General features: G+C 45.4%; 11 protein-coding genes and 1 pseudogene. 3 read left to right on the top strand and 9 right to left on the bottom strand.

Annotated elements, in window-relative coordinates:
* Positions 1-208 precede the first annotated feature (208 nt).
* Together mnmE and QUA83_RS07520 are read right to left on the bottom strand one after the other, a co-directional pair.
* Positions 209-1,594, bottom strand: a complete 1,386-nt coding sequence (gene mnmE / locus QUA83_RS07525; RefSeq protein ID WP_333292375.1) for a tRNA uridine-5-carboxymethylaminomethyl(34) synthesis GTPase MnmE — start codon at positions 1,592-1,594, stop codon at positions 209-211.
* A gap of 50 nt (positions 1,595-1,644) precedes the next feature.
* Positions 1,645-1,854 carry a hypothetical protein gene (locus QUA83_RS07520; protein WP_333292374.1) on the bottom strand — a complete coding sequence of 70 codons (210 nt, stop codon included), beginning with the start codon at positions 1,852-1,854 and terminating at the stop codon, positions 1,645-1,647.
* A gap of 365 nt (positions 1,855-2,219) precedes the next feature.
* On the opposite strand from QUA83_RS07520, the gene QUA83_RS07515 reads away from it, so the two are divergent.
* Together QUA83_RS07515 and QUA83_RS07510 are read left to right on the top strand one after the other, a co-directional pair.
* Complete coding sequence (locus tag QUA83_RS07515) at positions 2,220-4,418, top strand: tetratricopeptide repeat protein (RefSeq protein WP_333292373.1); 2,199 nt, start codon at positions 2,220-2,222, stop codon at positions 4,416-4,418.
* The gene (locus QUA83_RS07510) at positions 4,375-6,789 is read left to right on the top strand and encodes a tetratricopeptide repeat protein (RefSeq protein ID WP_333292372.1); all 2,415 of its coding nucleotides are present in this window, start codon (positions 4,375-4,377) and stop codon (positions 6,787-6,789) included. Before QUA83_RS07515 ends, QUA83_RS07510 begins: the two co-directional genes overlap by 44 nt.
* A gap of 66 nt (positions 6,790-6,855) precedes the next feature.
* Here the strand turns inward: QUA83_RS07510 and QUA83_RS07505 are convergent, their stop codons facing one another.
* The 7 genes and pseudogenes from QUA83_RS07505 to QUA83_RS07470 form a co-directional block, all read right to left on the bottom strand.
* The gene (locus tag QUA83_RS07505) at positions 6,856-8,283 is read right to left on the bottom strand and encodes a protein adenylyltransferase SelO family protein (protein WP_333292371.1); all 1,428 of its coding nucleotides are present in this window, start codon (positions 8,281-8,283) and stop codon (positions 6,856-6,858) included.
* A gap of 312 nt (positions 8,284-8,595) precedes the next feature.
* Positions 8,596-9,852 carry an RNA-guided endonuclease TnpB family protein gene (locus tag QUA83_RS07500; RefSeq protein WP_333292370.1) on the bottom strand — a complete coding sequence of 419 codons (1,257 nt, stop codon included), beginning with the start codon at positions 9,850-9,852 and terminating at the stop codon, positions 8,596-8,598.
* A 166-nt stretch (positions 9,853-10,018) separates the two neighbouring features.
* Entirely contained in the window at positions 10,019-12,475 is a 2,457-nt protein-coding gene (locus QUA83_RS07495; RefSeq protein ID WP_333292369.1) for a GH116 family glycosyl hydrolase, read from the bottom strand.
* Between the two features lie 98 nt (positions 12,476-12,573).
* Entirely contained in the window at positions 12,574-13,149 is a 576-nt protein-coding gene (locus QUA83_RS07490) for a Uma2 family endonuclease (RefSeq protein WP_333292368.1), read from the bottom strand.
* A gap of 305 nt (positions 13,150-13,454) precedes the next feature.
* Positions 13,455-16,265, bottom strand: a pseudogene (locus tag QUA83_RS30535) (CHAT domain-containing protein); the annotation flags it as partial.
* Between the two features lie 88 nt (positions 16,266-16,353).
* Positions 16,354-16,776, bottom strand: coding sequence for a tetratricopeptide repeat protein (locus tag QUA83_RS07475; protein ID WP_333292367.1), 423 nt, complete (start codon positions 16,774-16,776; stop codon positions 16,354-16,356).
* A 109-nt stretch (positions 16,777-16,885) separates the two neighbouring features.
* Positions 16,886-17,458, bottom strand: coding sequence for a hypothetical protein (locus QUA83_RS07470; protein WP_333292366.1), 573 nt, complete (start codon positions 17,456-17,458; stop codon positions 16,886-16,888).
* Between the two features lie 120 nt (positions 17,459-17,578).
* On the opposite strand from QUA83_RS07470, the gene QUA83_RS07465 reads away from it, so the two are divergent.
* Positions 17,579-17,770 carry a hypothetical protein gene (locus QUA83_RS07465; protein ID WP_333292365.1) on the top strand — a complete coding sequence of 64 codons (192 nt, stop codon included), beginning with the start codon at positions 17,579-17,581 and terminating at the stop codon, positions 17,768-17,770.
* The last annotated feature ends 202 nt before the right edge of the window (positions 17,771-17,972 follow it).

Raw genomic sequence — 17,972 nt, 5'->3', positions numbered from 1 at the left:
AAAAGAGTGAAATTATTGTGGGGAGTAGGGGTTGGGCGTCCCGCCCGCCCTAAAAATACAACAGAACAGGCAAGATGCCTGTTCCACAAAGAGTGAAATTCGGGGTTTCAAAAAGAGTGAAATTCTTGTGGGTGGGCGTCCCGCCCGCCCTAAAAATACAACTTAAATGCGAGACAGCTTACCTATTTAATTTACTCTTTTCCTATTACTATTTGCCAATGCAAAACCTGCTAAATATTCTGTCGAGCACTGATTCTGTCACTTCTTCGCCCGTAACTTCCCCCAATGCTTGAATTGCACCGCGCAAATCTATTGTCCAGAAATCTAAAGGCAATTTGTTGCTCATAGTCTCTGTACATTGTTCCAGAGAAATTTTAGCTTTAGTTAACGCCGCTGCTTGTCGCTGGTTGATTGCTAAGTCTGAGTTTGCTGCTTGCAAATTCCCCCCGCTGACGGCATCTAAAATTGCTGTTTCTAAGTCTTCTATGCCTCGATCGATGGCGGCCGCTGTGGTAACTATACGGTGAATTTCAGGGGGAAAAGGTAATTCGGGGATGGTTTTTACTATGTCGATTTTGTTGATAATTATAATTAGCTGGCGGTGCTTTACTTGTTCGTAAATTTCTGAATCTTCCTCTGTCCATCCAGATTCCGCGTCAATTGTCAACAACACTAAATCGGCTTGTTTTGCTGCTGCGCGCGATCGCTCAACGCCAATTTTTTCTACCTTGTCTTCGGTTTCTCGAATGCCCGCAGTATCGAGCACCTGCACCGGAATTCCACCCACAACTAGCTGCGATTCTACCACGTCCCGCGTCGTACCGGGCAAATCCGTGACGATCGCCCGATCGCTCTTACTCCACGCATTCAACAAACTCGATTTTCCCACATTCGGCCGCCCAACAATCGCTACTTTCAAACCAGTTCTCAACAATTCTCCACGATCTGCCGTCGCCAAAATTGTTGACAATTCCTCCAAAACATGATTGATTTCCAAAGAAGTGTTAGCTTCATCTAAAGGCGGCAAATCTTCCTCAAAATCAATTCTCGCCTCAATTTCTGCCAGCACGTCCAAACAAGTTGTTCTCAATTTGCGAATGGGCTGCGCTAATTTTCCTTGCAAACCAGCCAAAGCACTTTGTGCAGCAGCGGGCGATTTTGCTCCCACCAAATCTGAGATACTTTCAGCTTGAGTTAAATCCAGCCTCCCGTTCAAAAAAGCCCGCAGCGAAAACTCTCCTGGCTGCGCTAATCTCGCCCCATTTTCCAAACACAACTGCAAGACTTGCTGCACAGCCATAATACCGCCGTGACAGTGAAATTCCACCACATCTTCGCGAGTAAAAGAACGCGGCGCTTTCATGATTAGCAGCAAAGCTTCATCGACTAATTCTTGGGTTTTGGGGCGGCGGATGTGGCCGTAAAGAATGCGGTGAGACTCCCAAATTTGCCGTCCTGGGGCGCGAAACAGAGTTTCGGCAATTTTTAAGGCTGCGGAACCGGAAACTCGCACAATGCCGACGCTGCCTTGTTGGGGAACTATGGCAGTGGCGATCGCTGCGATCGTTCCTCCTTTTGTTAATGATTCAGACATTTTTATTGTTCACACATTTAAAAGTTCTGTCAATCTCCTGTTTTTGAGTATCAGGCAATTGCTTCTCGATCTTTGAGAGTATAAATCTCTAGTTCGTCATTCAAAAAATTAAAATAGCCACCCTTTAGGACAAGCTGCACGAGCTTCTGAGTCAAAGGGCAAGGGATATTTTTTAATCTTTTTCCTGCGATCGCTAATTGCTTGCAGGCTTCGAGAGACAGGATAACTTGAATTAGGGATTCAACCAGTTGTACGTTCATTTGAGTCACCTCCGCCCCGGTTGTTAAATTATACAGTTTTCATTGAGAGGATAAACAATTTCAGCATTTTTTTTCTAAAATATTAGAAGAGCGTGGCAACAGCGCTGGACTTGGATTGCCAATCCCATCGCCCGTTTGTCCAATCAGTCGATTTTAGATTTTAGATTTTAGATTGACTCCACAAATGAATCGGGTAGCTTCAACTCTGGTCTAAAATTTTGGGAGGCTAAGCACTCCTATCGGAAATCAAGTATCCGTTTTTGGGTGGGAGTCACGGCTTGATCGAACTTAAATTACTCAGCCAAATATTTTGGCTATTCTGATTTCATGCGATAATGGAAAATTGATAGGGTAGAGGGCAAAGCATGATTGGTCAACTTCTAGACAGACGTTACCGCATCATTAAAGTCACAGACTCAAGTGAAGTGGGAAAAACTTATCTAGCAGCAGATACTCACCGTCCCGGGTATCCGCAATGCACGGTTAGAGAAATGCGACTCCCCGGCACAAGTTCGCAAACTCCAGAATTAGTCAAAGTTTTATTTCAAAGAAACGCAGAAATAATTGAAAAATTGGGAAAACACGACAAAATCCCGGAATTATTGGCGTATTTTGAGGAAAATCAAAGTTTATACTTAATTGAAGAATTTATTGCCGGTTCACCTTTAAGTCAAGAACTAATACCCGGTCAACCTTGGGATGAAGACCAAGTAATTGCTCTGCTATCAGAAATATTAGAAATTTTGGTGTTCATACACGAGAAGGGTTTTATTCACCGCAGAATTCAACCAGACAGAGCGATCCGGCGCGAGTCAGACGGCAAATTTGTATTGGTAGACTTTAGCTTAGACAAAGAAATTAACCCGGAACTTGCTAACTGTCATTTGTTGTCGCAAACTTCCCCGAACTCTGTTAAACGGCATGAGGCAAAAAAACAGGATTTGGCGGCCCAGGAGTTATACGTGCCGATCGAGCAATCGAGCGGCAACCCCCGTTACAATAGCGACATCTACGCTCTAGGTACGATCGCCCAGCTTGCCGTGACGGGACTCTCGCCCAACGAACTGAGTGCCTTAAAAAACAACAAAAACGAAATTTCCTGGCGAAACCGGGCAACTTGTTCGGCAGCTCTAGCAGATATTATCGATCGAATGGTGCGCCCTGACTGCGAGGAACGCTATCAAGAGGCAGCCGAAGTTTTAGCAGACCTCAAACAAATCGCCGTAAAATTGGAGGTTGAGCCGCCGCCAGCCACAATCATCACTGACGCTATGAGTCAACCGCGAAGACAAAGCCAAACCAAACTCCTGCTGTTGGCTGCAACAGCGGCAGCTTTAATCTTGACGGCACTGATAATTTACTTTTGGCAGAGTCAAAGTCCGGCGAGGTCAAAAGAATTGTTAGCCCGCGGCGTTACCAAGGCGCAGCAAGGTGACACAACAGGCGCGATCGCCGATTATACTCAAGCGATCGCCCTGAATGCCAGCGATGCGGAAACTTACTACAAGCGGGCAAACGCTCGCTACGACATGGGCGCAACCGAGGAAGCAATACAGGATTACACGCAAGCAATTAAAGTCAATCCTAGCCACACCAAAGCTCTCTACAATCGAGGGATGGCCCGCCTCGACATCGGGGACAAGCGGGGGGCCGTGGAAGATTTCACCCAAGTAGTGCGACTCAATCCCAGCGACGGTGAGGCATACTCTCAGCGGGGTTTAGCCTACTACGATTTGGGCGACTACCCCCAGGCAATTGAAGACTACACTCAGGCAATTCGGCTCAGTCCCAACGATGCTACAGCTTACAGCAATCGGGGTTTAGCTCGATCGGCTGCAGGCGACAAAACAGGAGCAATGGCAGATTTTACTCAAGCCCTTCAAATTAGCCCCAAACAAGCTGGCGTATACTACAGTCGTGGTCGATCACGGTTTAATCTGGCAGATTATCAAGGAGCGATGGAAGATTATACTAAGGCGATCGAATTGCAACCCGATCTCGCTGATGCCTATACCAATCGGTGCAGCGCTTACTTGAATTTGGCCACCTACGACAAAGCGATTGCAGATTGCACCGAAGGAATTCGCCTCGATCCAAAAGACGAAGCAGCTTACAACAACCGCTGCATTGCTTATCTGAATTTAAAACAATTTCAAAAGGCCAGCGAAGATTGCAGTTTGACGATCGGACTCAACGGCAACAATCCCAAAGCATACAGCAATCGAGGATTAGCTCGATCGGCTTCGGGAGACAAGCAGGGAGCTTTAGAAGATTTTACTCAAGCAATTCGACTCAATCCTAGCGATGCAGTAGCTTACAGCAATCGCGGTACTATTTACTCAGAACTAAAAAATTACCCTTTAGCGGTTGAGGATTTCGCTCACTCGCTGCGGCTCAACCCCAACAATGCTAGCGCTTTTTACAGCCGAGGCCTCGTCCGCCGCCAACTCAAAGACCGTGCTGGGGCGATCGAGGATTTTCAGAAAGCTGCAACCTTGTTTCTAGAACAAGGAAGAGCTGATGGTTTCCAAAACGCACAATCACAAATCAACGACCCTAAATAAACTATTAGTCACCATTCAGATGTTAAAAAAAGAAGAAAAAAGGCAGAAGGAAGAAGGAAAAAGGAAGAAACAAGAAGACCCAATTCCCAATTCCCAATTCCCAACTTCCCGTTACCAACTCCCCGTCACCAATTCCCAATTACCACCTCCCCGTTACCAATTCTCAATTATAGATATGAACATGGTTGGTCAACTGTTAGACAGGCGTTATCGCGTAGTGCAAATTCTCAGTTCAGGAGCTTTCGGACAAACTTATTTAGCTGTCGATACTCGCCGCCCTGGCCACCCTCAATGTGTAGTCAAACAACTGCGCCCTCCCAGCAACACTTCCACAGTTCTCAAAACAGCTTATCGCTTATTTAAACAAGAAGCCGAAATATTAGAAAAGCTGGGAAAACACGATCAAATTCCATTTTTACTAGCTTATTTTGAAGAAGCCAATCAATTCTACCTCGTCGAAGAGTTTGTCCCCGGACACGCCCTAAATAGGGAAATTGTGGCCGGTCAACCTTGGCGAGAAGAACGAGTGGTGGATCTGTTGCAAGAAGTGTTACAAGTTCTCGCTTTCGTACACTCTCAGGGAGTGATTCACCGCGATGTTAATCCCTCCAACTTAATCCGCCGCAAACCAGACGGCAAATTAGTTTTAATTGACTTTGGTTCGGTTAAAGAAGTTGCGAGTCACGTCAGCGAGTACGATACAGAATTTCCGCGCACCATTGCTACTGGAACTCCGGCTTATATGCCGATCGAACAATTTCAAGGCAACCCACAATTTAGCAGTGACCTCTATGCAGTTGGGATGATGGCAGTCCAAGCTATCACTGGTTTACCCGGTACGGATTTGCCAAAATTGCAAGATCCGAGTCCTTCTCACACGGGGGAAATTGTGTGGCGAAACCGCTCTCAATGTTCTGTGGGATTAGCCAATATCATTGACAAAATGGTCTGTCACCAATTTGCCAAGCGCTATCAATCTGCGGATGAAGTTTTGGTAGCTCTCAGCAAGTTGAGACACCGCCAAGATCCTGTGAATACGGCTCACAAGAAAAGTATTGCTCCCAGCTTAGTGTCTTCTGATAGTTTTTATTCACGTTTGGGAAGTCGATTTTGGTTGCTGATTTTGGCGGGCGTCGGGGCGGCGATAGTTCTGATATTTCTGTTTAGTTATTGGAGCCGCCCGAATCCGATTAAAGCTAAGGAATATTACGAACAGGGAGTGGAAAAGTCTCGCAATAAAGATGCGGAGGCAGCTTTGCAGGCTTTTAATAAGTCAATTCAATTGAATCCTAAAAATGCTGAGAGTTTTTATCAGCGCGGTAATGCTAATTATGATTTACAAAAGTATGAAGAAGCAATTGCGGATTATTCTCAGGCGATCGCTCTCAATCCTAAATATGTTCAGGCTTATTTTAACCGCGGCCTAGCCCGTCACGATTTTAACGACAAGCGTGGGGCGATTGAGGATTACACTCAAGCTTTGAATCTCCAGCCCAAGGATGCTGATACATATTATGAAAGAGGAGTTGCTTATTTAGAACTCCAAGATTACAAGATGGCTATTCAGGATTTTAACGAAGTAATTCGGTTAGAGCCGAACATGGTTAAAGCTTATCATTCGCGGGGGTTGGCTCGTGCTGGGAGCGGCGATTTACAGGGGGGAATTGGAGATTATACTGAGGCAATTAAACTGGATGCTAAGAATGTTGATGCTTTTTACAGTCGGGGGAGAGCTCGCTTTCACCTAGGAGATTATCAGGGAGCTTTGGCGGATTATTCTCAGGTAATTGCGATCGATCCCAAGAGTGCAGATGCTTACGCTAATCGTTGTAGCACGCAGTTGAATTTGGGAGCGCATCAAGCGGCAATTGACGATTGCACTCAGGCAATTTCGCTGAGCGAGGAGGATGGGGTTCCTTACAACAATCGCTGCATTGCTTATTTAAATTTGAAGGATTATCCGAAAGCAATTGCCGATTGCACTCAAGCGCTGACAGTGAATCCGAATGATTTTAATGCTTTTAACAATCGTGGTTTAGCTCGCAGCGCCGGGGGTGATGCCCAGGGGGCGATCGCAGATTTTACATCAGCAATCGGGTTCAATCCCAACAATGCTGAAGCTTACGCCAATCGGGCTAAGATTTATCAGGAGTTAAAGAATTACAATAGTGCGATCGCAGATTACGTGCAAGCTATTCGGATCAGTCCGAATTATGCTGCTGCTTACTACGGTAGAGGCATGGTTCGCCGCTCCTTGGGAGACAAAGCAGGAGCAATTAGCGATTTAGAAAAAGCCGGCAAAATGTTTCTCGATCAAGGACTTACCGGCGGTTACAAAGATGCACAATTTGAGATTGAAAAGCTCAAGTAGTCAGTTGTCAGTTGTTAGTCAACAGTCAACAGTCAACAGTCAACAATGCCCCATGCCCAATTCCCTTTAAGAATTTTGAAGTCTCTTCACCAATTCATAAAACGGTTCCCAATTATCATCAATAGCTATGGGTTCCCAAACAGCCTCAATCGTCGGTCTCAACAGCGATTGTTCGGGATTGTGCCTCCGCAAACAGTCGGTCATTTTGTCCATATCATCCGCCGACAAACTTTGCAACACGTGATAATAAAACTCTCGCCAAGGTGCTATCAAGTCCGCCGGTTCCGCCTCAGCAAAAATTAGACTAGCATCATCTCGCCAAGTGCGATCGAACTGTCTTCGCAATTCCCAAAAGAAATCGTGATAGCCTACTTGAGACTCCGCCAGCATTTTAATTGTCACCTTCAACAACTCATCTCCATCAGCTTCGGGCAAATGCTCAAATCCCAATCTATTGAGCATCAACTGCCGATAAGCTGCATTATAATACTCGCCAAACTTTTCCAAAGCACCATCCATATCAGCTTGAGGAATCGCCGCTGCTAGCGGTTGCTGAAGCTTCTCTAAATTGCTCTTACAAATAAACGGTTGATTGCCGTAACAATACAGACCGTAATGGTCGAAATAAGCTGCTGTAAATTCCGGCTTGTAAGTTGGGATAAAAGCGAAAGGCCCGTAATCGAAACTTTCTCCAGTAATCGACATATTATCAGTATTCAGCACGGCGTGGCAAAATCCTGCTGCCATCCACTGAGCAACTAATTCAGCTACTCGCTTGACTAAATCTGCATAAAATAGGGCATATTTTTCCGCAGGCGAAACACCCGCATTACTTGCTTCTAAATGCAGTTCTGGATAGTAATATTCAATAACAAAATCTAAAAGTTTTTTAGTTAAATCCGGCCTGCGGATATAGTGCAACCTTTCAAAAGTTCCAAAGCGGATGTGAGAATGACTAAAACGCACCATTACGGACGATCGCGTGGGTGATGGTTCGTCGCCCCGCCACAAAGCCTCGCCCGTTTCAACTAAACTAAAACAGCGAGATGTGCGAACTCCCAATCGGTGCAAAGCTTCGGCGGCTAAAACTTCGCGAATTCCCCCTTTGAGAGTGAGTCTACCATCAGCGTGCCGCGAGTAGGGCGTGCGGCCGGAACCTTTAGTGCCGAAGTCGTAAAGTCTGCCGTCATTGCCGCGAACTTGGCCGTACAAAAAGCCTCTACCGTCGCCTAAATTCGGGTTGTATTCGTTGAATTGATAGCCGTGGTAACGGAGTGCAAGAAAGGGACGGACACAATGAAATTTGCCGAACGCTTCGATGAAATGTTGGTCGGTTACTTGTGCGGGGTCTAAACCCAATGTCGGCAATAATTGGTCATTGCGGAAGCGGAGAATATGCTGCGGAAAATCGGCCGCAGGGACTTCATCAAAATAGTCGCCACCGAGGGATTCGATGGCGGGTTCGTAGTTAAGGGAAAGCAAAGGATTTGACATTTTTCTATTTTATCTTGAAATTGGCGATCGCTCCAAATTATATACGGGTAAGGTGCGGACTGCATTGGTGTCAACAATCGCCTCAAACCCTTTTTCTCTCTCGTTTATAGCCGAGTTCGATACTTCTCACATCCCAGGCCTGTTTCATGCTCAAACTTGAGCTAGGCTAAAATTTGAGCATGAAACTTTAATGTCTTCCTCGAACGCAAAAAAAATTTACGGTCAATTTTATTGATAGTTGAATTAACCGTTTTCCTTGCTAACAATGGGGTGGAAGGCTTAAATTTTAAAAATTTTAGTGGGATTCACCAGCTAATATACCTTTTTCCCTATGTGAACTACCCAATGCTGACATAAAGGTACAGCGTGGGCTTCTGACTTCATTGGGGATTGCGTCAGCTTAGACTTACGTCCCAGCTTCGGACTCACATCCCCTCCATCAGCAGCAGTCCTGGCTCCCAAGACCGATAGCATTCTGATTCCTTCTGCTCTGATATTGGTTGCAGCGTTGCCATCTCTATCGTGATGAGTACCACAACTAGGGCAAGTCCATGCCCTAACATCTAATGGCATTTCATTAACCTGATAGTAACAATTTGAACAGAGTTTCGAGCTAGGGAACCATCGGTCAATCTCTACCAACACTTTGCCTTCGCGGTCTAGTTTGTAATGCAAGAAATTGACAAACATCCCCCAACCCACATCAGAAATTGCTTTAGCTAGTTTGTGGTTGCGAACCATGCCCTTTGTGTTTAGACTTTCGACTACGATGACTTGGTTATCGTCAACAAGCTTTCTCGATAGTTTATGTAAGTAGTCTTGACGGACATTGCTAACTCGTTCGTGAACCCTAGCAACCAGTTTCCTGGCTTTATCTCTCGACTTGCTTCCTTTCTCCTTTCTGGCTAGTTTTTGTTGTTTTCTTTTGAGGTTGCGCTCATGTTTTGGTAAGTGTTTAGGATTAGCATATTTAGATGTCCTGATGCCATCATTGACAATTGCAAAATCTTTTAATCCTAAGTCAATTCCTGCAACTTTTCCATGGGTGCAAGCAACTGGTTTGTCTCCTTCGAGTTCTGTCAGCACGGAGGCATAATATTTCCCTGAAGGAGTCATGCTGAGAGTTACGGTTTTGATGGTTCCCTCAATCGGTCGATGTAATTTGGCTTTGACAGTGCCGACACGACCGGGAAACTTGAGAAAACCATCAACAATTTTGACGGACTGCGGATACTGGATTGACTGCCTATTTTTCTTGGCTTTGAATCTAGGGTATTTAGCCCTACTTTCAAAAAAGTTCTTGTAAGCAGCTACCAAATTGAGCGTAGTAGCTTGCAAAACCTGAGAGTAACACTCAGACAACCATTGTGTTTCTTCTTGTTTTTTGAGATGCGGTAGGAGTTTGTTCAACGCAATTTGAGTCAAGCCTTTACCCGTGGCTTTGTAGGTTTCAATACACATATTGAGTGCATAATTCCACCACCAACGGGAACAGCCAAAGTGCTGAGCTAATGTCGTCTGTTGTTCAATTGTTGGATACAGTCTAACTTTGACGGCTTGATGTTGCATTGCTCCCACCTCCTTTTAGGATTATATACATTCCTGATAAAATTAGTCCATCTAGCTTGCAAATTTTACGCCTGATTGACCGGATAAAATTTGCTTGGGAGAGTCCATGTATCCCAACGCCGATCCAACGCGTACAGCGTGGGACTTATAGCTCCCCCAAACCCCGTCAAAAGTTAAAATTGGTCAATACCCCGTAAATCGCCCAAATCGCCATCGCCCGCAAATAGTGACTCGCCCGAAAAGTCCCCCCCGCCGTAATCGCTTCCGGCGTGCGAAACTGCAACCCATTTTCATAAATCTGCTTCACCACCGCATCCGTCAATTTAAACGCTTTCTCCTCCATTCCCATCTGTACCAAAAAAGCCGCCAACCCAAAATTAATCCCCGTCCAAACTTCCAAAGGATGAGTCGCATTGGGATTTTCCGGCGAACCATTCAGCATCACCCCATTTGCCGCACCGAACTCCCCCTCATTGAACTTCAAAAAGCAAGAATCGTACACAGTTTCTAAAGCGCTGACTGCACATTCGGGCGGCACAATATCCGGTAATCCTAACAGCTTCGCGTAAAATTGACCGCACAGTTGGTCAGCCATCACCACTTCGGAATTACTCTCGCTGTCCAAACGGTAATATTGACCGTTCCACAGTTTTTCTTGATAGCTCGGTCTTGCTTGTAACAGCCAACTGTGATATAATGCTATCTTTGCTTGAGGGTTAGGAATTATCTCCGGTGCTGCATCTTCCAAGATTTCGCCGATCGCGATCGCAGCCTCCAGCGCCGCCAACCACAAACCCCCGCAATAGGCACTTATCCCCCGCATTTGCCAGTCATCAAACGTCTGATCCGGTGCGCCCGAATTCTCAGGAATTCCGTCCCCATCCTCATCAAAAGTTTTCAGATAAGCCAAAGCCTCAACAATTGCCGGCCAACACTCTTGCAGAAACTCACAATCTGTGCCACCAGTCAACAGGAAATCCCGATAAACCTGCAACACAAAATCGCAAGGCAAATCCTTCCACAAATTGCAATCTTGATAGCTAGTATAATTCGTTTTTTCCCAAGGATGTTCGTTAGGAGCACCCAAATCGTGTGGCGTCGCACCGACAGCTTTTCTAATAGCCGAAGCTTGATTCCAGCCAATAATTCTCGGCGTATCGTCTCCGGCTGAAATTGCCCTAGCGAATGCTAAAACCACCGACTTTTCCAAATCCGGCCACAGCATCAATAAAGCAAAAGAACCGTAAAGCCGCACATCCAAACTTTCGTACCAGCGGTAATCAATGCACTCCAAAACCGCAAATTGACCCTTGGGATCGCGTTCGTCAGCCGCACTCCAAAGAGTGCCGCCGTCTGTTAGGGCGTATAACTCGTTAAACAGCGCCATTTTAAAACTGTCTGACAAATCTTTCCGTTCTAAAATCGGTTTTTGCCAAGCTTCAATATTTTCGCGCCAAGTATCGGAATGCTTCATTGCAGTGCGAATAATCGGCCAAGCATTTTTGCCGTTGCGGCCGAAGAAATCCGTATAGCGGCGGTAGTACCAAACTCCCGATGCAAACTCAGTAACGGGCAAATCCCAAGCTATAATAAAGGGGATTTTGCGCGTTTTTCCAGGTCGAAGAGTAAAACGAACTGCGATCGCACAAGCCAACTGTTCTCCTGCTGCTGCTGCTGTCTCGTCTTTGTCATCCAACAAGAAACCTTCAGCCGAAAAGTTGCGCCAAATATCGTCGCCATTCCCCGCCGGGTTCCAGCGAGTTTGATAGAATACTTCTACCGCCGGATTAGTAATAGTTGCGATCGCCCATTGTCCATCCCCCTCTTGCGGTTCGTCCTCAGCAGTCAACCGCGTCATCACGCAACCGATGCGGTGGAAATCTTCCACCAACAAATTCAAATTTCCGGCACTTTCTCCCCACCGGGGTTGATAGTCATAAAATGGACTACCATCATCTCGCACCATCACTTTCGGCGACTTATTGGCATTAGTAAACCAACCGACAATATTCTCCCAAGTCAGCATGATGCTGAGAGTAATCGGCGCATCTGTAGGATTGTGCGCCACCCATTCAAACATGGCAACTGGGTAACTGCTTTCTTGATAGTTATCAGGCAAAATGGGCGAAAATTGTTCGCAGCTTAATTGAGCATTAAACACATTTTCGTAAACAAACCAACTGCGCGGATACAAAGCATGATAACTCCCCGAATAGTTAGACTCTTCCCCGGTTTTTTCTTCTTCTTCCCTTCTGCCTTCTGCCTTCTGCCTTCTGCCTTCCGATGGATACCATTTCCAAGTAGATAAACTGCCATCTGTAGGTGGTTCAGTGGACAGTGCGAATGCTTGTTTCTTGCCTTGAGTTTCTTCAAAAACGCTGAACTGACAAGCGGGCAAACTGCGAAAAATGTGCTCGCCGCCGTCAATGTGCCAGAGGTTGAAGTCGCCACGGGACGATCGCCCGATGCAGCCGGCACCGAACCCGCCCAGAGGCATTCCGTGCCAGGGGCCATCGTCGAGATTGCTTGCGTAGCGTACTGTATAGGGATTCTCCCAACCGAGGCCGATAGGACGTTTCCAGGTGTGTGGGGGGATGTTTGGATTGGATGTGCGATCGTTCATAATTTATTTTATCAGCAAAGGCGATCGGTCAAATTCCGCCAGAGCTTTAATAGTATAGAGCCCATTTGACATCTCAATTTGGGGCGTCTTGCCTCGCGTTACCAAACATCAGTTAAATCTAAAATAAATCCCGGCAACACATCTTCCCCGGACAAAGTGCTGGGATTGTCTAATATTTCCACATCTCGATGGTGTCTGTATATCTCAACTTTCTTGTTTTTGCGATCGATTAACCATCCCAAACGCGCTCCATTGGCGATGTATTCTCGCATTTTTTCTCGCAATGGTTCCATGTTGTCAGATTTAGAGCGCAATTCTACAACAAAATCCGGACAAATGGGAGCGAAACCTTCTTGTTCTTTGGCTGTGAGAGTTTGCCACCGTTCTAATTTAACCCAGGAAGCATCAGGGGAGCGATCGGCCCCATTGGGCAGTTGAAAACCAGTAGAAGAGTTAAATGCTACTCCCAGCTTGGTTTGGCGGTTCCACAGCCAGACTTGTCCTTCTATATCTAGATTGCGCTTACCTGTATCGCTTCCAGTGGGGGGCATAACAATTAATTCTCCTGTAGCAGTTCTCTCTAGCCTTAAGTCACGGTTGACCGCAGCAATTTGCTGGAACTGTTCGTGAGTTACTTTGAAGGTTTGGGGAATGGTAATGGTGTTGTTGAGCATACTGTGCGGCCTCGCGATCGGCTATTACCTATTCTATTGTGTCACAGTCTTTTCTTTACTATATGAATCATAAATATCAAGTCATATCGTTTTCGGTTGCATTGTCAGTCCTGGACGCGCTTCGATCGAAGAAACCGGGTTTTTTACCGAATCTTCGGGTTGTGACGAGGATTTGCGAAAAACCCGGTTTCTGGGCCTCATACTAAGTCCTGAAATTGAATAGATCGAGCTTATAGATCGATCGAACTCTCACCCTACAAGTGCAATATATCCAGTCAACAGCTTGAGAAACCTGGTTTCTGTACTTACTGCCCATCGCCAATTAAAATTAAAGGCGACCAGAAAAAGGGATGACTATTAATCTGACTGAGTTTAGCTTGCCTCAGTGCTTCGCTTTTGCTCATGCCTTTTTTGATGTTTTGATAGAACTGAATTGCGATATCTTTAGTCTTTGTGTCTGGCGCAGTCCAAAGGCTGGCGATGACAGCTTTGGCACCAGCGCGTTCAAACACGTAGGCAACACCAGAGATTTGTTCGCCGTTTACATCGGTTTCTTTGGCAGTTTGACAGGCACTCAGAGCTAGTAATTCGGTGTTTTGCAATCCTAGTAAAGCTGCATCGGCAATATCGTATTCTTTATCGGCAAACAGGATCGTATTGGCTTTCATGTTTAAGTTTTTACAGCCTTCGAGTTGGAAACAACCGTGAGTTGCTAGGTGCAAGAAGGGAAAGCGAGGTGCTTCGGTTTTGAATCTGTCGAGGGTGGCATCTTGGTGAATATAGGATTTACTGCTTGGGATAATTTTTTCGATTGCTTTAACTTCCGCTTCGGCTTCCTTTAAAATATATGGTTCAATAGGTTTAGGATTGCCTAGCGCTAAAATGGGAGCCTTGCTACCAGATGCCAACCACAAGGCAACTCCACCTGAAACTACAACTAGGATACTGGCTGCTACAATCCCGAATTTGCGAAATACTAAAAAACCGAGTCCGCCAATGATGGCAATAAATGCAATGCCTTGAATCGATGGGATGTCTTTTAGCGGTGTAACTGATTCGATCTGTTGGCGATTTTGCCAGGAACGAGGAGAAATGAAGGTGAGATAGTTGATGGGATATTTTTGAATTAGGTACTTGTCAGTTTGGCTGTCGTAGAGAGTTTCAAAGGGGAGATAGCGCAGTTGCCTGGGGGCAATGATACTCACTTGAGTGTTGGATGCAGTCGGAATTTTGTATGCAACTGGACGAATGAGGATATCGTATAGTTTTTGGCTGGTTTCGAGGTAGTTGGTGTTATAGCGGTTTTCTAGTTGTTTGCTGTATTGGGTGAGTAGTTGATTGAATTGTTTGGAATTAATGTTTTTTTGAGTGACGGTCAGTTGATCTTTGGTGATGACAAAGATGGCAATTTTATTCGTGATGTTTGTCACGCCTGTCAGGAATACGGGATGAATAATCACGCTTCCTGATGGGATATTTTTTCTCAGTTGGTCAAGATCGGCAGGTTTGGTTTCAAAGAGTTCGGCAACTTCGGGAAAGCTGCGGGCTATGTCTTCGGCTTGTTTGTTGACTTTGGCTTCTAAGTCCCGCATTTGTCGGGAACGCTCAACTGAAAAATTTTGTTGTAATTGCTGCCGCAGCAATTGAAGTCGCTGATTTTTTTGATTCCAATCATCAATTACTTTCTGGGCTTCGGGATTCTCAACTTTGGCGTTAATTAGGCGAGTGTAGTCAGCTAGTTCGGCAGTAGTGACGCGGTTAATCCATTCGTAGGCTCGATCGGGTTGGTTTTGCTCGATGAGGAGATCGACAAGGGCAACTGCTATTCTTGCTTGAGTTTCCAAAAACTTTTGTCGATTTTCTCGCTTTAAACTACCCCGCATTTCTAAGGTGATTTTGACCGCTTCCTCTAACTTTTCGATAGCTTCAGTCGAGCGTTTGGTATTTCGGTAGACCAATCCGATATTATTCAGCGTGATGGCTTCCTGTTCGCGATCGCCCACTGCTTTGCTAATCGGCAAAGCTTGGTTGTAGTATGACAAAGCTTTCTGCCGTTGCCCGATGTTCCAGTAGACCGAACCGATATTATTCAGCGTGATAGCTTCCCCTTTGCGGTTGCCCACTGCTTTGTTAATTGGCAAAGCTTGGTTGTAGTAATCCAAAGCTTTCTGCCGTTGCCCGATGTTATCGTAGACCAAACCGATATTACTCAGCGTAATAGCTTCCCCTGTGCGATCGCCCACTTCCTTATGAATCGGTAAAGCTTGATTGTAGTATGACAAGGCTTTCTGCTGTTGCCCAATACTCCAATAGACCAAACCGATATTATTCAGTGTAGTGGCAAAACCAGAGCGCTCGCCCACGGCTTTGAAAATCGGTAAAGCTTGGTTGTAGTAATCCAAGGCTTTCTGCTGTTGCCCGATGTTACTGTAGACCGCACCGATACTATTCAGCGTGGTGGCAACTCCACCGCGATCGCCTACTGCTTTGCTAATCGGTAAAGCTTGGTTGTAGTAATCCAAGGCTTTCTGCGGTTGCCCAATACTCCAGTAGACTGCACCGATATTATTCAGCGTCGTAGCAACACCAGCACGATCGTCCACTGCTTTGCTAATCTGCAAAGATTGGTTGAGGTATTCCAAGGCTTTCTGCCGTTGTCCGATGTTATCGTAGACCAAACCGATATTATTCAGCGTCGTAGCAACACCAGCGCGATCTCCTACTGCTTTGCTAATCTGCAAAGATTGGTTGTAGTAATCCAAAGCTTTCTGCTGTTGTCCGATGCTACGGTAGACTTCACCGATACTATTCAATGTGGTGGCAAAACCATAGCGATCGCCCACTTCCTTGCGAATCGGTAAAGCTTGGTGGAAGTAATCCAAGGCTTTCTGCTGTTGCCCGATGCTACCGTAGACCGCACCGATATTATTCAGTGTGGTGGCAAAACCATAGCGATCGCCCACTGCTTTGCTAATCGGCAAAGCTTGGTTGTAGTATGACAAAGCTTTCTGTGGTTGCCCGATGTTACGGTAGACCGAACCGATATTATTCAGCGTCCTGGTTTCCGTTGAGCGATCGCCTACTGCTTTGAGAATCGGTAAAGCTTGGTTGTAGTAAGTAGGTGTGCAGAATTAATTACACAATATTTCTACTGAAACCCTTGCCTAGCAAGGAGTCTTTATGTAATTAATTTTGTGTGGTTACTTATGACAAAGCTTTCTGCGGTTGCCCAATACTCCAGTAGACCACACCGATATTACTCAGCGTCGTAGCAAAACCAGAGCGATCGCCCACTGCTTTGAAAATCGGCAAAGCTTGGTTGTAGTATTCCAATGCTTTCGGCGGTTGCCCGATTTTACGGCAGTTATAACCAAGCCCAAGCAGTGCATTCGCTTCAGATTTTCTATCTTTGAGTTGTCGGGAAATAGCTAGAACCTTCTGCAAGGTATCTATCGATTTTAGGGGTTCTCCTTGCTGCTCCTGTTGCTCTGCTTGTTTGAGAAGTTGCTCTAATTTCGGGCGCTGGGGATTTTGAGTTTGCCCCCAACTAGGTTCAACCATCAACGGAACCGTCAGCGGAGACAAACCAATGCCTATTGCTAAAATACTGCCTAAAATGCGTTTCATAAGATGTTCCAATTTAATTGCCAAACTGAGGCAACCAAGTTTCTCCAGAACATCGTGATTTGAGCCAACAGAAAATACCAAAGAAACCGGGTGTCTAACCTCGTAACTTTTACTTGTCAAACGCTGTTACCTGAAGCGTCATCTTTCCCCCAGCAGAATCCAACTGCATTTGCTCCAACCTAAAGCCACTGTTCGCCGCTACTTGCTGGATACCTTGCTGCTTTGTCTTATCCAAGGACGTTATCTTTACTTCTGCCGTATCAGGATTTTGCAGTTGAAAATCGCTCAGCGGAATTCCTTGCCAACTGTCTAGCACTGGTTTTGTCTTATCCTCCCCCCGGATTTTTAGCGCTCCATTGCTGACATATTTAACTTGACCCTTAAACGTCACTTTCTTATCCTTAATTTGGTCAATTAGTATTGATACCGGAGAACCGCCACCGGGAGTAATTTGTATTTGCTTCTGAGTCAAAGCCGTTAACCTACCCGACTTAGACTGACCATTTTTCAACGTCATTTGTGCTATATCTGGCAACAGGACTGCAACGGTTTGCTGATTATTCAAAACCTCTTTACGGGTTTGATTGTTTGAATCTTTTGGAGGTTGGCTGCCACACCCAGCTAAACCAGTCATTGCCGTCAAGAGTGCTAATACGCCTAATATCTTCAATAATCCGTTCATGATTATGACAGCGCTGTTTATTGACTTATACTTCCTATTACTTAAGTAGGAGCTCCGATCCGGAAAATTACTGTTCTGAAACGAATTTTTAGTCACATAACCCTATTTCGGTAATCCTCCGTGTCCCAAAATCCCCCATCTAACCCAGAACCTAGCATTTTAGGAACCTTTGCCAGTATCCTTGGCTTACTCAGTGCGGCGCTGTTTTTCACAGGCTGGATTTACCGCTGGGCTTATTTTGGCTTTTTTCAGCTAGAAGTCACTACCCTGGACTTGGGAGCATCCCAATTTTGTAAAAGGGGAAAAGTATGATACAGTTCCCCTTTTATTTTAGCTTATCCCTATATTATAGGATGGAAAAAATTAGCGAGACTCTAATCAAATTCGCTTATCAAAATATATAAACTTAAACAAGTAGACCAAAAATACCTAAAGAGTTTTAGATAATTTATAATAATTCATTTAAGTAAGTACACCTCAGCTTAAGCATTTGACTAATATTTTTTAACGACCA

Source organism: Microcoleus sp. K1-B1 (assembly GCF_036704705.1).
GTDB lineage: Bacteria > Cyanobacteriota > Cyanobacteriia > Cyanobacteriales > Microcoleaceae > Microcoleus.
This window is presented reverse-complemented; position numbering and strand designations above follow the sequence as displayed.

Excerpts from the sequence above, each read along its gene's own strand:
- mnmE (WP_333292375.1), bottom strand. The coding sequence starts at position 1,594 with ATGTCTGAATCATTAACAAAAGGAGGAACGATCGCAGCGATCGCCACT.
- QUA83_RS07520 (WP_333292374.1), bottom strand. The coding sequence starts at position 1,854 with ATGAACGTACAACTGGTTGAATCCCTAATTCAAGTTATCCTGTCTCTC.
- QUA83_RS07515 (WP_333292373.1), top strand. The coding sequence starts at position 2,220 with ATGATTGGTCAACTTCTAGACAGACGTTACCGCATCATTAAAGTCACA.
- QUA83_RS07510 (WP_333292372.1), top strand. The coding sequence starts at position 4,375 with ATGGTTTCCAAAACGCACAATCACAAATCAACGACCCTAAATAAACTA.
- QUA83_RS07505 (WP_333292371.1), bottom strand. The coding sequence starts at position 8,283 with ATGTCAAATCCTTTGCTTTCCCTTAACTACGAACCCGCCATCGAATCC.
- QUA83_RS07500 (WP_333292370.1), bottom strand. The coding sequence starts at position 9,852 with ATGCAACATCAAGCCGTCAAAGTTAGACTGTATCCAACAATTGAACAA.
- QUA83_RS07495 (WP_333292369.1), bottom strand. The coding sequence starts at position 12,475 with ATGAACGATCGCACATCCAATCCAAACATCCCCCCACACACCTGGAAA.
- QUA83_RS07490 (WP_333292368.1), bottom strand. The coding sequence starts at position 13,149 with ATGCTCAACAACACCATTACCATTCCCCAAACCTTCAAAGTAACTCAC.
- QUA83_RS07475 (WP_333292367.1), bottom strand. The coding sequence starts at position 16,776 with ATGAAACGCATTTTAGGCAGTATTTTAGCAATAGGCATTGGTTTGTCT.
- QUA83_RS07470 (WP_333292366.1), bottom strand. The coding sequence starts at position 17,458 with ATGAACGGATTATTGAAGATATTAGGCGTATTAGCACTCTTGACGGCA.